At 39.5% G+C, this 13597-nt stretch carries 16 protein-coding genes and 1 other annotated feature; all 16 genes read right to left on the bottom strand.

Annotation, left to right across the window (positions count from 1 at the left end; translation table 11 throughout):
* Positions 1 to 59: 59 nt before the first annotated feature.
* Complete coding sequence (rplA, locus tag C9J31_RS22830) at positions 60 to 758, bottom strand: 50S ribosomal protein L1 (RefSeq protein WP_107925078.1); 699 nt, start codon at positions 756 to 758, stop codon at positions 60 to 62.
* A 119-nt stretch (positions 759 to 877) separates the two neighbouring features.
* A complete protein-coding gene (gene rplK / locus C9J31_RS22835) occupies positions 878 to 1303 on the bottom strand; it encodes a 50S ribosomal protein L11 (RefSeq protein WP_004233593.1) in 426 nt (141 codons plus the stop codon).
* A gap of 234 nt (positions 1304 to 1537) precedes the next feature.
* Entirely contained in the window at positions 1538 to 2071 is a 534-nt protein-coding gene (nusG, locus tag C9J31_RS22840; protein WP_054767894.1) for a transcription termination/antitermination protein NusG, read from the bottom strand.
* Between the two features lie 309 nt (positions 2072 to 2380).
* Positions 2381 to 2566 (bottom strand): preprotein translocase subunit SecE, encoded by a 186-nt coding sequence (gene secE, locus C9J31_RS22845; protein ID WP_010860622.1) that lies wholly within the window; start codon positions 2564 to 2566, stop codon positions 2381 to 2383.
* 47 nt (positions 2567 to 2613) lie between these two features.
* Complete coding sequence (gene rpmG, locus C9J31_RS22850; protein ID WP_010860623.1) at positions 2614 to 2760, bottom strand: 50S ribosomal protein L33; 147 nt, start codon at positions 2758 to 2760, stop codon at positions 2614 to 2616.
* A 76-nt stretch (positions 2761 to 2836) separates the two neighbouring features.
* A complete protein-coding gene (sigH, locus tag C9J31_RS22855; RefSeq protein ID WP_107925077.1) occupies positions 2837 to 3484 on the bottom strand; it encodes an RNA polymerase sporulation sigma factor SigH in 648 nt (215 codons plus the stop codon).
* Between the two features lie 68 nt (positions 3485 to 3552).
* Complete coding sequence (locus C9J31_RS22860; RefSeq protein WP_107925076.1) at positions 3553 to 4065, bottom strand: NYN domain-containing protein; 513 nt, start codon at positions 4063 to 4065, stop codon at positions 3553 to 3555.
* A 2-nt stretch (positions 4066 to 4067) separates the two neighbouring features.
* Complete coding sequence (gene rlmB / locus C9J31_RS22865; protein ID WP_107925075.1) at positions 4068 to 4820, bottom strand: 23S rRNA (guanosine(2251)-2'-O)-methyltransferase RlmB; 753 nt, start codon at positions 4818 to 4820, stop codon at positions 4068 to 4070.
* A complete protein-coding gene (locus C9J31_RS22870) occupies positions 4820 to 5239 on the bottom strand; it encodes a Mini-ribonuclease 3 (RefSeq protein ID WP_107925074.1) in 420 nt (139 codons plus the stop codon). Before C9J31_RS22870 ends, rlmB begins: the two co-directional genes overlap by 1 nt.
* Positions 5240 to 5244: 5 nt before the next feature.
* Positions 5245 to 6645 carry a cysteine--tRNA ligase gene (cysS, locus tag C9J31_RS22875; RefSeq protein WP_107950584.1) on the bottom strand — a complete coding sequence of 467 codons (1401 nt, stop codon included), beginning with the start codon at positions 6643 to 6645 and terminating at the stop codon, positions 5245 to 5247.
* Positions 6642 to 7292: a serine O-acetyltransferase gene (gene epsC / locus C9J31_RS22880; protein WP_107925072.1), complete on the bottom strand. Its 651-nt coding sequence runs from the start codon at positions 7290 to 7292 to the stop codon at positions 6642 to 6644. The genes cysS and epsC overlap by 4 nt, the downstream gene beginning before the upstream one ends.
* A gap of 211 nt (positions 7293 to 7503) precedes the next feature.
* Positions 7504 to 7722, bottom strand: a binding site (T-box leader).
* Between the two features lie 88 nt (positions 7723 to 7810).
* A complete protein-coding gene (gene gltX / locus C9J31_RS22885; RefSeq protein ID WP_107950583.1) occupies positions 7811 to 9274 on the bottom strand; it encodes a glutamate--tRNA ligase in 1464 nt (487 codons plus the stop codon).
* A gap of 123 nt (positions 9275 to 9397) precedes the next feature.
* Positions 9398 to 9874, bottom strand: a complete 477-nt coding sequence (ispF, locus tag C9J31_RS22890; protein WP_107950582.1) for a 2-C-methyl-D-erythritol 2,4-cyclodiphosphate synthase — start codon at positions 9872 to 9874, stop codon at positions 9398 to 9400.
* A 227-nt stretch (positions 9875 to 10101) separates the two neighbouring features.
* Positions 10102 to 10794, bottom strand: a complete 693-nt coding sequence (gene ispD, locus C9J31_RS22895) for a 2-C-methyl-D-erythritol 4-phosphate cytidylyltransferase (protein WP_107925068.1) — start codon at positions 10792 to 10794, stop codon at positions 10102 to 10104.
* Positions 10795 to 10806: 12 nt separating this feature from the next.
* Entirely contained in the window at positions 10807 to 11892 is a 1086-nt protein-coding gene (locus tag C9J31_RS22900; protein WP_107950581.1) for a PIN/TRAM domain-containing protein, read from the bottom strand.
* A 237-nt stretch (positions 11893 to 12129) separates the two neighbouring features.
* Positions 12130 to 13506: a DNA repair protein RadA gene (gene radA, locus C9J31_RS22905; RefSeq protein ID WP_107950580.1), complete on the bottom strand. Its 1377-nt coding sequence runs from the start codon at positions 13504 to 13506 to the stop codon at positions 12130 to 12132.
* Positions 13507 to 13597: the final 91 nt, after the last annotated feature.

A 13597-nucleotide genomic window follows, 5' to 3' on the forward strand; every position in this document is an offset into this window, starting at 1 on the left:
ATATCAAATATTATTCAAACGCACTAGTTAGAAGCACGGCTGAATAAATATAAAAGATATTATTTTACTACTACGCTAGCAGCGTCGATTTTAACAGCTGGACCCATTGTAGTTGTAACATTTACAGATTTCATGTAAGTACCTTTAGCTGCAGCAGGTTTCGCTTTTTGAACAACGTCAAATACAGTTAAGAAATTTTCTACAAGTTTTTCTGTAGAGAAAGAAGCTTTCCCGATTGGTGCGTGGATGATACCCGCTTTGTCAGCACGGTATTCAACTTTACCAGCTTTGATCTCAGCAATAGCTTTCGTTACATCGAAAGTAACTGTACCAGTTTTAGGGTTTGGCATTAAGCCTTTAGGTCCTAATACACGGCCAAGTTTACCAACTTCACCCATCATGTCAGGAGTTGCTACGATTACATCGAAGTCAAACCAACCTTGTTGGATTTTTTGGATGTACTCTGCATCGCCTACATAGTCAGCACCAGCTGCTTCTGCTTCTTTAAGTTTTTCACCTTTAGCAAATACTAATACACGTTGAGTTTTACCAGTACCGTTTGGAAGCACTACTGCACCACGGATTTGTTGGTCATTTTTACGAGTATCGATTCCTAAACGGAAAGCAACTTCTACAGTAGCGTCGAAGTTTACTGTGCTAGTTTTTTGAGCAAGTTCAATTGCTTCTTGTGCGCCGTATACTGCGTTACGGTCGATTAATTTTGCTGCATCTTGCAGTTTTTTACCTTTTTTAGCCATTATATAATTCCTCCTTGATTGTGGTTATAGCGGATTTTACCTCCCACGAATAAAGGTTGCGCGTTCACAAAGAAACTCCGCAACCTTCCAAAAACAAATACATCATCAAGTAACTGGGATTAGTCTTCGATAACAATACCCATGCTTCGTGCAGTACCTTCAACCATTAACATTGCAGCTTCTACTGAAGCAGCGTTAAGGTCTGGCATTTTAGTTTCAGCGATTTCGCGAACTTTATCACGTTTAACCGTCGCTACTTTTTTACGGTTTGGTTCACCTGATCCAGATTGGATACCAGCTGCTACTTTAAGTAAAACTGCTGCAGGTGGAGTTTTTGTAATGAAAGTAAATGAACGGTCTTCGAATACTGAAATTTCTACTGGAATAATAAGACCAGCTTGATCGGCAGTACGCGCATTGAATTCTTTACAGAATCCCATGATGTTCACACCCGCTTGACCTAATGCAGGACCAACCGGCGGAGCTGGGTTTGCTTTACCAGCAGGGATTTGAAGTTTAACAACTTTAATAACTTTTTTAGCCACGAGACACACCTCCTTAAGTCCGTGATGTGGTAATTGGGTTGCCCCTCCCACTCAATATCTGTCTGTCAGCTAATTGCCGATAACATTAAAATTATCATTGCAGACGTCAAACCAAAGTATGACAGTCTGACCTATGAAATAATACCACTTTTAATTTTTTTAAGCAAGTAGTAATTAACAAAATCTGCGACATACGCCACAGCTTCAGTATTTCCATTACTAACTTCTTAGTAGTTATAATTTTTGAATTTGCTCAAAATCTAGTTCCATTATTGTTTCGCGACCAAACATATCAACCGTTACTTTTACTTTTCCTTTTTCTGTGTCGATTTCTTCAACACGTCCTTGGAAATGCGCAAAAGGTCCTTCTAATACTTCAACGGATTCACCTATAGAAATATCCACTTCTACTACTTTATCAGTCATACCCATTTGTTCTAGTAGTCGATCCGCTTCCTCAGGTAATAAAGGTGTTGGTTTTGCACCGCCACCTGATGAACCAATAAAGCCTGTTACGCCTGGCGTATTACGCACAACGTACCAAGAATCATCTGTCATAATTAATTCTACTAGGACATAACCTGGGAAAACCTTGCGCATCATTGTACGCTTTTTGCCATCCTTCATTTCTGTTTCTTCGTGTTCAGGAACGATTACACGGAAGATTTTATCTTGCATTCCCATCGTTTCAACACGTTTCTCTAGGTTTGCTTTTACACGGTTCTCATACCCTGAATACGTATGAACAACATACCAATTTTTCTCCATAACTACTAGGACTACTCGTCCGTCCCTCCCTTACAAATAAAAGTGAAAATGATCGTTTATGCTAATTGCATTATTACTCTTTTCACAATGCCCTCATTAGAAAAATATAGCTTTCGCTAATAGCAAGCGAAAGCTCGATGATATATACACTATTAGCGTAGTCATCTAACGCTACCCCATTTCTTGCCCGGTAGCACACTTATCATAATGAGAACATTTTACTGCTGTTCACTTCATAAAACAAACGAAAAAACCCGTTATTGTAATGGACGGGCTATTTTCAAAAGTATTAACATGCTCTTTACTAAATTATAACTCTAAGTACCAGCGGAATAATGATGAAATGCCTAAGTCTACTAACACAAAAAATAAAGCCATAATTACTACAGTCGAAATTACGACTACTGTATATTTCGTCAGTTCTTTACTTTTTGGCCAGCTTGTTTTTCGCATTTCCGACATTACGTCGCTGAAAAATCCTTTAATCTTGCCCATTCTAGCCTAACCTCCGAATCAATCGTATCTGTCTATTTATAAATCATTTATAGCGTTTGTTTATGCACTGTATGTTCATTGCAATGCGAGCAAAATTTCTTTAATTCGAGACGTACAGTTGAACCTTCCTTCGCAGGAAGTGTGTAATTTCTCGAGCCGCATTTATCACAATTTAGCACGACTTTCTTTGCCATTTAATCACCTTTTCGGCACTTTGTCTTTTAAAGACTAACACCTATATTTGTCAATGTCAACAAGGGTGCGCACCCTCTATAACATTTCCTCAAGAACTAAATGTCGCTCTAATTTTCGCTTTACTCGTTGCAGTGCATTGTCTATGGACTTCACATGGCGATTCAATTTTGCAGAAATTTCATGGTAGGATTGTCCGTCTAAGTATAGAGCTAACACTTGTAGCTCCAACTCACTTAAGATCTCACTCATCTTTTCTTCCAAATAACCAAACTCTTCTCTATGAATCATTAACTCTTCTGGATCATCCATAATAGCACCTGTTAACACATCCATCAGGGTACGGTCCGATTCTTCATCAAAAATTGGCTTGTCCAAAGATACATAGGAATTGAGCGGAATGTGCTTTTGTCTTGTGGCCGTTTTAATCGCCGTAATAATCTGTCTTGTAATACACAATTCTGCAAAAGCGCGAAAAGAAGCAAGTTTATCCCCTTTAAAATCACGAATTGCTTTATATAAGCCTATCATGCCTTCTTGTACAATATCTTCCTTATCCGCACCAATCAAAAAATAAGATCTCGCCTTTGCCCTTACTAACAAACGGTACTTCGTAATCAAAAAATCCAACGCATCTGTATTACCTTGATGCACCATTTCAATAAGTTCTTCGTCATTGAATCGTTCAAAATCTTGTGTCACTTGTACAATACTATTTTTAAACATGGTATCACCTCAGCTACAACAGATAATTAGGAACAGTATAACGGAATTGGAAAATACACGTCAATCAATCATTTTAAACCGCGACGCCATTTTTCGAAGGCCAATGCAACATCTGGCTTTAATTCTATACGAGAAGGCGGCTTGCTATCTTGTTTGTGTTTTACATCATGAGAAATTTTATGTTGAATAATCCCCATATCAATCTCGAGCTCCCTCGCCGATTTACGAAGAGCACCGTTACCAAAAATCACGTTTTGCTCTGTCATATCGGAGGTTGCTACGTGAATCTGTACATGTCTTGCTTTTAATTCCTGTGTCATCTTTTCAATGCGCTCATCTGCTGTTTCATTTTTTCGAGTATAAATGATTTCGACATCGTTCTCTAAATACGATTGTTCCACACCTGGCACAAGATGCGCGTCAAACACGATAATTACTCGCCATCCCATAGCTGCTTTATATTCAGCCATGAGTTCAATCAAGCGCTTGCGTGCATCCTCAAAATTTGTATCACGTAAAGGACGTAGCTCTTTCCAGGCTCCAATCATATTATAACCGTCGACAAGCAAAATGTTTTTCATCGTTAGTCATTCGCTTCTTGACGTTTACGATACACTTCGTACATTAAAAGCGCAGCAGCTACAGAAGCATTTAATGATGTGACATGCCCTATCATTGGCAAATGATATAAAAAGTCACATTTTTCTTTTAACAGGCGACCCATTCCTTTCCCTTCACTACCAATAATGATAGCAAGAGGTAATGTCGCATCCATTTTACGATAATCTACAGAGCCCTTTGCGTCTGTCCCTGCAATCCATACGCCTCGATCTTTTAACTCATCCACTGTTTGTGCTAGGTTGCTAACTCGCACAACAGGTACGTGTTCAATAGCACCCGTTGAAGCTTTGGCTACGACAGCAGTCAAACTAACTGAGCGACGCTTCGGAATAATGATACCGTGTACACCAATTGCATCTGCAGTTCGCATAATAGAACCTAAATTATGCGGATCTTCTAACTCATCTAAGATTAAGAAAAATGGATCTTCTTGTTTTTTTTCTGCTGCTAAAAATAAGTCGTCTAGTTCAGCATAACTATATGCCGCAACAGAAGCAACAATTCCTTGGTGATTTGCATCTGTTAATTGATCTACCTTTTTTTTCGGTACAAATTGAACAATGATTCCACGTTCACGTGCTAAATCAAGTAGTTCGCCTACTCCTGATTTTTTAACACCTTCTGCAATCCATACCTTATTCATATCGCGGCCTGAACGAAGTGCTTCTAACACTGGGTTTTTACCGGCAATAATTTCACCATTTTGTTCTGCCATTATTTTGACACTCCTTTTGATTCCTCGATTATTTGAATAGCGTATGCAATGATTTCATAAACGCGTTCTAATTCATTTAATAAATATAGACTACCGAGCACAGCCTCAAAGCCTGAGCTATTACGGTATGTTTGTACATCCGTATTCTTTGGCACAGAGCCGGATTTAGCATTGCGCCCTCGACGGAACACAGCTAATTCCTGCTCTGATAAAAAGTTTTCGTCTATCATACGATGCACAATACTAGACTGTGCCTTCGCTGATACATAGTGCGTCGCCTCTTTGTGAAGCGTATTTGGTTTTACACGTCCAGCACGCAACAAATGCTCACGAATTTTCTGTTCTAAAACTGCATCACCCATATACGCTAGGGCTAATGCATTCAATTGTTTCACATCTTCATTTCGGAGTTTATCCAAGTTCCTTACCCTCGTTTCCATCTAGTTCCTTGGCGAGTATCTTCTAAGATGATACCTTGCGCTTGCAAATGGTCACGGATTTCATCTGAACGAGCAAAATCTCGGTTTTTACGTGCTTCTACGCGCTCTTGTAAAAGTGCTTCAATTTCTTCGTCTAATAGTTCAGATTCTACTGCAAATTCAATACCTAAGACGTCACCTATGCCCTCAAAAGTTTCCATAAAACTTATCAATACTTTCTCATCAGTATTCGTTTCATTCAAGTAGATATTAGCGATACGTGCTAGTTCAAATAAAACTGAAATCGCATTGGCTGTATTAAAATCATCATCCATTGCCTCTTCAAATTGAACTTTTTGCGCAGCTATTTTCTCTAGCCATTCCACTGAGTTATCACCAAGACTAGCAGTTGCCGTTAAGCGGTGTTTCACATTGTTGTAAGCTGTACGTATACGCTCTAGACCAGTAGCCGCTGCATCAACTAAATCCTTCGCAAAGTTAATAGGATGGCGGTAGTGTACAGATAGCATAAAGAAACGTAACACTTGCGGATCAATCTGTTTACGAATATCGTTTACAAGTACAAAATTGCCAAGAGATTTTGACATTTTTTCATTATCAATATTAATATACCCATTATGCATCCAGTATCGCGCAAACGTTTTGTCATTATGTGCTTCTGATTGGGCAATTTCATTTTCATGGTGTGGGAATGTTAAATCTTGACCACCTGCATGAATATCAATTGTATCACCTAGATGCTCACGTGCCATCACCGAGCACTCTATATGCCAACCTGGACGCCCTTTGCCCCAAGGACTTTCCCAGTAAATTTCATCTGGCTTAGCAGCCTTCCATAGTGCAAAGTCTAACGCGTCATCTTTCTTCTCACCTGCTTCAATGCGAGCGCCAATCTTTAAATCATCCACTGATTGATGTGATAACTTACCGTAACCGTCAAATTTACGTGTACGATAATAAACATCTCCTGCTGACTCATAAGCATAGCCCTTATCGATTAAAACTTTAATAAAATCAATAATGTCATCCATATGTTCTGTTACACGAGGATGTACATCTGCTTTTTTGCAGCCTAATGCTGTAACATCTTCAAAATATGCTGCAATAAAACGTTCTGTTAGTTCATGTACTTCCTCACCAAGTTCGTTTGCAACTTTAATAATTTTGTCATCCACATCTGTGAAATTTGACACAAATTTCACTTCATAACCTTTGTATTGAAAATATCGACGTACAGTATCATAAACAATGACCGGACGGGAATTACCAATATGAATATAGTTATAAACAGTCGGACCGCAAACATACATTTTAACTTTACCTTCTTCTAACGGTACGAAAGTTTCTTTTTGTCTTTTTAATGAGTTGAAAATTTGGATACTCATTGTATTTCTCTCTCCTTTTGTAAGTGTCCGATTTCTTCTTGCAAAGCTGCTATTTGCTTCTCGAAACCTTGACAACGTTCCTCTACAGGGTCAGGAATATTTTGATGGTCTAGTTTTTTCTCTAAACGAACGCCATCTTTTATCACAATTTTACCAGGGATACCGACAACCGTAGCATTTGGCGGTACTTCTTTTAAGACAACTGATCCTGCACCAATTTTACTATTCTCACCAATTGTAATCGAACCTAATACCTTTGCACCTGTTGCCACTAGCACATTATCCTGTAATGTCGGATGACGTTTCCCTTTTTCCTTCCCTGTACCACCTAGTGTGACTCCTTGATAAAGTGTAACATTATCACCAATCTCACAAGTTTCACCTATCACAACCCCCATACCATGGTCTATAAAGAAGCGACGACCAATTTTGGCACCGGGATGAATTTCAATTCCCGTAAAGAAGCGGCTTATTTGTGAAATCGAACGTGCTATAAAATAAAAGCGCTTTTTAAAGAACCAGTGTGCAATACGATGCGCCCATGTAGCATGTAAACCTGAATATGTTAATACAACTTCCAGCACACTGCGCGCCGCTGGATCATTCTCAAAAATCGTTTCTACATCTTCCTTCATTCTTTTAAACATAAAAAACTCCCCCTTTTCAATTTTGATCTGTCTAGCTTCTCCAGCAAATAATATTGCTCTCCATTGCGCCCTTTGGAATTACTCCAGCCGCCCTCTCCTACAGATAACTTGCCGAAGGAAGCAACTATAAAGTTTGAGGGTCCCTTTTCAGTCGCTATTTCCCCAGCTACCGAATAACGAAAAAACGTCCCCATCATTCCTTGTAAGGAATGACAGAGACGCTAAATTTGCGCGGTTCCACTCTGATTGAAGGCAAATGCCCTCCACTCTGGACGTTCTTTAACGGGAACGAACCGATAAAGCCTACTTAATGTTCAGCTCTATGCTCAAAGGTGCATTTCGGTTTTGCCTTGGCTCAGACCACTTTCAGCCGGTGATGGTCCTCTCTTTAGAGCATGCGCTACGTACTTCTCCTTATCAACACTTTAAAATATTATATTAAACTTAGTCCATGCAAATTCTGTTTTTTTAAAAGTTAAATCCATTTTACATCGAAGAAGCAAATTGTCAATAAAATTCTATTTCTGCGCGTATTTATCTACGCGAGCAATTGTTTTTTCTTTACCAATCAGGCAAATAGCATTTGGTAATTCAGGACCATGTGTTTCCCCTGTAGTGACAACACGGATTGGCATGAATAAATTTTTGCCTTTATGGCCTGTTTCTTTTTGCACAGCTTTAATAGCAGCTTTGACCGTTTCTGGTGAAAACTCTTCTAAGCCTTCAAGTTGGACTTTGAATGCTGCCATTACTTGTGGAACTTGCTCACCAGCTAAGACTTCATTCGCTTCTCCATCATATTCAATATGTTCATTGAAGAATAGGCTAGATAGTTCCACAATTTCAGCACCAAAGCTCATTTGTTCATGGTAAAGTGCAATTAAATCCGTTGCCCAAGCACGCTCTTCTGTTGTTAATTCTTCTGGTAATAAACCTGCTTTTTGTAAGTGTGGTAAAGATAATGCTACCACTTCTTCTAATGATAATTTTTTGATGTACTGATTATTCATCCAAGTAAGCTTTTGCTTATCGAACATAGATGGCGATTTTGACAAACGCTTTTCATCAAACATTTCGATAAATTGTTCTTTCGAGAAGATTTCTTCTTCCCCTTCTGGAGACCAGCCTAATAATGCAAAGAAGTTAAACATAGCTTCTGGTAGGTAGCCAAGATCTTTATATTGCGTCACGAATTGAATAATTGATTCATCACGTTTTGATAATTTTTTTCGATTTTCGTTAATGATTAATGTCATATGACCGAAGCGCGGATATTCCCAGCCGAATGCATCGAAAATCATCATTTGCTTTGGTGTGTTTGATAAATGCTCTTCACCACGGAAAACATGTGAAATTTCCATAAAGTGATCATCTAATACTACTGCATAATTATATGTTGGAATTCCATTTGCTTTTACGATTACCCAGTCGCCGATATCTTTTGATTCGAATGTGACTTGTCCACGTACTAAATCTTCAAATTCATATGTTACGTTTTCAGGAACACGCATGCGAATTGTGTATTGTTCACCAGCCGCTTCTTTTGCCGCTACTTCTTCAGCCGATAAATGACGGCAAGTTCCATCATAAGTCGGAGCCGCCACGCCACGCGCTTTTTGTTCTTCTCGAGATGCTTCTAGTTTTTCTGATGAACAGAAACATTTATAAGCTGCACCTTTATCTAATAGCTTTTCTGCATGTTCTTTATAAGTATCTAGACGCTCCATTTGACGATAAGGTGCATAGGGACCACCAATGTCTATAGATTCATCATATTCAATGCCTAACCACTTTAAGTTGTCTAGCTGAGATGCTTCCCCGCCTTCTACATTACGCTCGATATCCGTATCCTCAATACGTACGATAAACTTACCGTTGTGATGTCTTGCATATAAATAGTTGAATAACGCTGTACGCGCCCCACCAATATGTAAGAAACCTGTTGGTGATGGTGCATAACGAACGCGAACTTCTTTCGTCATAATTAAAAGCCTCCTAAATGTTCGTCTGAAAAAATTCCGACCTTGTTAACTTTGTTCATTTTACCACTGTAGAATAGGAAATAAAAGTAGCGCGTGTCTAGGAATAAAGCACACGCCTTCAATTTATTTTTTAATTAATAAAATAGTTGCCATAGAGGCGATACCTTCTTCACGACCAGTAAAGCCTAATCGTTCGGTCGTAGTTGCCTTAACATTCACCTGCGACGGTTGTGCATGAAGTAATTCAGCAATACGATTTTGCATTTGTTCTATATATGGTGCCATTTTCGGACGCTGTGCCATAATTGTGCAGTCTACATTCCCTAACACATAGCCTCTATCCTCAACCATTTTCCAAATATACGCTAGCAACTTTGCTGAGTCTGCATCCTTAAATGCTGGATCAGTATCTGGGAAATGACGACCAATGTCTCCCTCACCAATTGCCCCCAGTGCTGCATCTGTTACCGTGTGTAATAATACGTCTGCATCTGAATGACCAACTAATCCCTTTTCATGTGGAATAGTTATACCACCAATAATTAAAGGGCGCCCTTCTTCAAATGCATGTACATCAAATCCTTGTCCTATTCGAAACATACAATTCGCTACTACAAACTACAACAAAGAGCTTGTAGCAGCACTCACCTACTTCCATATTATGTTTTATCTGAATGACCATACCTTCATATTTTAACATATTTCCTAGGAAATTTTGTTATCAGCCTATAGCATTAGGAATTTATAGAACAGACCTCAATTTATGTCATTTTTATGCTAAAAAACCCCATCAGCTCAAGAGCCAACGAGATTTCATAGTTTATTCTTTATTTCGTTTCTAATGCACGTCTACGTAAAATGGCCTCGCCAAATACTAAATCTTCCTTCGTCGTCATCTTCACATTTTCATAGCTACTTTCGACGATATGCACTGCGTGGCCGAGACGTTCAACTAACATCGCTTCATCCGTACCAAGGAAGCCGATTTTTTCAGCGATATCCTCTGCCTGCACGATTAAATCAAATTGGAAGGCTTGGGGTGTTTGAATCATCCAGAGACTTTCACGGTCAACCGTCTCCTCAATGATTCCCTCACGTACTTTTTTCATAGTATCCTTTGCACGCACCCCCGCAATGGCAGCTCCAAAATCATGGGCACTCCGTACAAGATTTGCAATAATATTATGGGTAATAAAAGGTCGTGCCGCATCATGGACAAGGACTATATCCACTTGCTCCATTTCCTTCATACAGGAATGAACCGAGTGTTGACGCTCTGCCCCACCATTAGGTAAACCTTTAACCTTAGTGATTCCATATATCGCCAGCATTTCTTGAATGATTACACGTTCTTCTGGCTTCACTGCAAGCCAAATGCCTGTGCACTGTTCGTCTTGTTCAAATACTTCAAGCGTGTGTATTAAAATAGGTTTCTCTAAGAGCGTTAAAAATAACTTATTTTGTCCTGCACCCATTCGCTTTCCGCTACCAGCAGCAGGTAATACTACTTCATAGTGCAACTTTCCCACTTCCTAATCATCCTTTGGTTTAGCAAAAATCATACGACCAGCTGATGTTTGTAGAACACTGGTTACTGTTACTGTAATTGCCTGTCCTATATAGCTTCGGCCACCTTCTACAACAATCATCGTTCCATCATCTAAGTAAGCAACGCCTTGGTTATGCTCCTTGCCGTCCTTAATAACAACTACTTGCATATCCTCGCCAGGAATAACAACAGGCTTCACCGCATTCGCTAAATCATTTATATTTAAAACTTTCACTTGGTGTAATTCACACACTTTGTTAAGGTTAAAGTCATTTGTGACGATTTGTGTATCATTCCCCATTTTTTTCGCAAGACGCACTAACTTTAAGTCTACTTCCTGCACATCTTCAAAATCTTCTTCTGTAATCTCAACTTTCGTCATGCGTTCATCTTGCAGTTTTTTTAAAATATCTAAACCACGGCGACCCCTTGTGCGTTTTAAAGTGTCCGAAGAATCTGCTATATGCTGTAACTCCGTTAGCACAAACTGTGGTACCACTAAAATCCCTTCGATAAAGCCTGTTTCAGAAATATCCGCAATACGCCCGTCAATAATAACACTTGTATCTAAAAGCTTATAGCTACCTCGAATTTCGGGCACATCAGCCCCCTCATTTGCTTTTTTCTTGGCATTATGACCGCGCAACGTAAACAACTGTAGCAGTTCATCACGTTTTTTAAAACCAACCCGAAAGCCTAAATATCCAAGGACAAATGACAGGACAATTGGTAAAACTTCTGTAATGACCGGTAGCTGTATACTATCAATTGCAAAGCCTAAAAAATAAGCGACAATAAGTCCAATAATTAGTCCGAGTGTACCAAATAATAAGTCGCCAATCGGTACTTTAAACAGCACCTCTTCCATCCAGGTAATCAGCTTTACAAAATAATCAGAAAATGCAAACGATAATGTAAACAGTAAAAGTGCCCCTAAAGCTACTGATACGTAAGGATTATCAAGCCAAGGATTAGATGATAAATGAAGCAATTCGTATAATGGCGGTAAGAAAACAAAGCCTAAAGCTCCTCCGATTAGTAAAAAGGCAATTTGAATAAATTTTTTCACAAGCCGTCACCTCCTATTCTTATATTCGATTATACATAGTTTCCTCTAGAAAATCTTTCTTGAACCCATGAAATTACCTTAAATTTCCCCTCCCCTTTCAGCGAAGTTTCTTCGTCTAATGAAAGATACAAAGTCCTCCGATAATTCTCATCGGTTTTTATTGCACATTTATCTCTACTTGTAATAAAAGATGAAGTAAAAGTGCATGTCAGAGCTATGTCCAACATGCACGATTTCTTACAACTCTCTAAAAGAAGCATTTAATGCATCTTTTATCGTCTCAACACCAACAATTTCAATACCCTGTGGGAAATCCCAGCCACCGATATTAGAGGCAGGGATAAATGCACGTTTAAAACCAAGTTTTGCTGCTTCAATTACACGTTGCTCGATACGAGAGACACGGCGAACCTCGCCGGTTAATCCCACTTCCCCAATAAAACAATCTGTAGCTCTTACTGCCTGATCCTTAAAGCTTGAAACAATGCTCGTTAACACTGCAAGGTCAATGGCTGGTTCATCAAGCTTCACACCGCCAGCAACCTTAATATATGCATCTTGCGCTTGCAGCATGAGCCCCATACGTTTCTCAAGTACAGCCATCAGTAATTGCACGCGATTCTGATCCACTCCGGTTGCCATGCGTTTTGGGTAATTAAAGCTTGTTGGTGTCACCAGGGATTGAATCTCTACTAAAATTGGGCGTGTTCCTTCCATTGAGACTACAATTGTTGAACCTGCTGCACCTTGTGAACGCTCCTGTAAAAACAGCTCAGATGGATTTAATACCTCCTTTAAGCCCCCTTGTAGCATTTCGAAAATAGCAATTTCATTTGTAGAGCCAAAGCGATTTTTCTGACTTCTTAAAATCCGATGATTATGATGACGTTCTCCCTCAAAATATAGCACTGTATCCACCATATGCTCTAATATACGTGGACCGGCAATTTGCCCCTCTTTCGTCACATGTCCTACCAAGAAAATGGCAATCCCTTTTGTTTTCGCAATACGCATCAGCTCCGCTGTACATTCACGTACCTGTGACACACTACCAGGCGCACTCGTCACTTCTGGATGGAATACGGTTTGAATAGAATCCACGATAACAAACTTTGGCTGGACATCGTCAATTGTTTGGTTTAGCAACTCTAAATTCGTTTCCGAATAAATATAAAGTTCCTGTGACATCACGCCTAAACGCTCAGCACGTAGCTTCGTTTGACGAATCGATTCCTCACCAGAAATATAAAGCACTCGATGCCCTTTGTTCGACAACAATGCTGACACCTGTAAAAGTAATGTTGACTTCCCAATCCCTGGGTCTCCACCGATTAATACGAGAGAACCAGGCACAATACCACCACCCAAAACACGATTCAACTCGCCCATTTCTGTTGCTACGCGAGACTCTTCTGCTGCCTCTATTTGCATAATTGGTAGCGCCTTTTGTGTAACTGTTGCAGAATGCTGGAATGCTCCACGTGGTCCCTTCGCTACCACCTCGACCTCTTCCACCATCTTGTTCCATTCCCCACACCCTGGACATCTTCCCATCCATTTTGCAGATTCATAGCCACAACCCGAGCATACAAATTTTGTTTTTTTCTTCGCCATAATTGCTATCACCTCGAATATTTGTTCTTATTTCTATTTTACATAAAAAAAGACAGCTTAGCACTATGGCTTCGCTGCCTTTCCATACAGT

This window comes from Lysinibacillus parviboronicapiens, from assembly GCF_003049605.2.
In the GTDB taxonomy this organism is placed as follows: Bacteria; Bacillota; Bacilli; order Bacillales_A; family Planococcaceae; genus Lysinibacillus; species Lysinibacillus parviboronicapiens.

Bases quoted from the DNA above. Each gene is read 5' to 3' on its own strand.
- rplA (WP_107925078.1), bottom strand. From the start codon at position 758: ATGGCTAAAAAAGGTAAAAAACTGCAAGATGCAGCAAAATTAATCGAC.
- nusG (WP_054767894.1), bottom strand. From the start codon at position 2,071: ATGGAGAAAAATTGGTATGTTGTTCATACGTATTCAGGGTATGAGAAC.
- secE (WP_010860622.1), bottom strand. From the start codon at position 2,566: ATGGGCAAGATTAAAGGATTTTTCAGCGACGTAATGTCGGAAATGCGA.
- rpmG (WP_010860623.1), bottom strand. From the start codon at position 2,760: ATGGCAAAGAAAGTCGTGCTAAATTGTGATAAATGCGGCTCGAGAAAT.
- sigH (WP_107925077.1), bottom strand. From the start codon at position 3,484: ATGTTTAAAAATAGTATTGTACAAGTGACACAAGATTTTGAACGATTC.
- C9J31_RS22860 (WP_107925076.1), bottom strand. From the start codon at position 4,065: ATGAAAAACATTTTGCTTGTCGACGGTTATAATATGATTGGAGCCTGG.
- rlmB (WP_107925075.1), bottom strand. From the start codon at position 4,820: ATGGCAGAACAAAATGGTGAAATTATTGCCGGTAAAAACCCAGTGTTA.
- cysS (WP_107950584.1), bottom strand. From the start codon at position 6,645: ATGAGTATCCAAATTTTCAACTCATTAAAAAGACAAAAAGAAACTTTC.
- epsC (WP_107925072.1), bottom strand. From the start codon at position 7,292: ATGTTTAAAAGAATGAAGGAAGATGTAGAAACGATTTTTGAGAATGAT.
- gltX (WP_107950583.1), bottom strand. From the start codon at position 9,274: ATGACGAAAGAAGTTCGCGTTCGTTATGCACCATCACCAACAGGTTTC.
- ispF (WP_107950582.1), bottom strand. From the start codon at position 9,874: ATGTTTCGAATAGGACAAGGATTTGATGTACATGCATTTGAAGAAGGG.
- radA (WP_107950580.1), bottom strand. From the start codon at position 13,506: ATGGCGAAGAAAAAAACAAAATTTGTATGCTCGGGTTGTGGCTATGAA.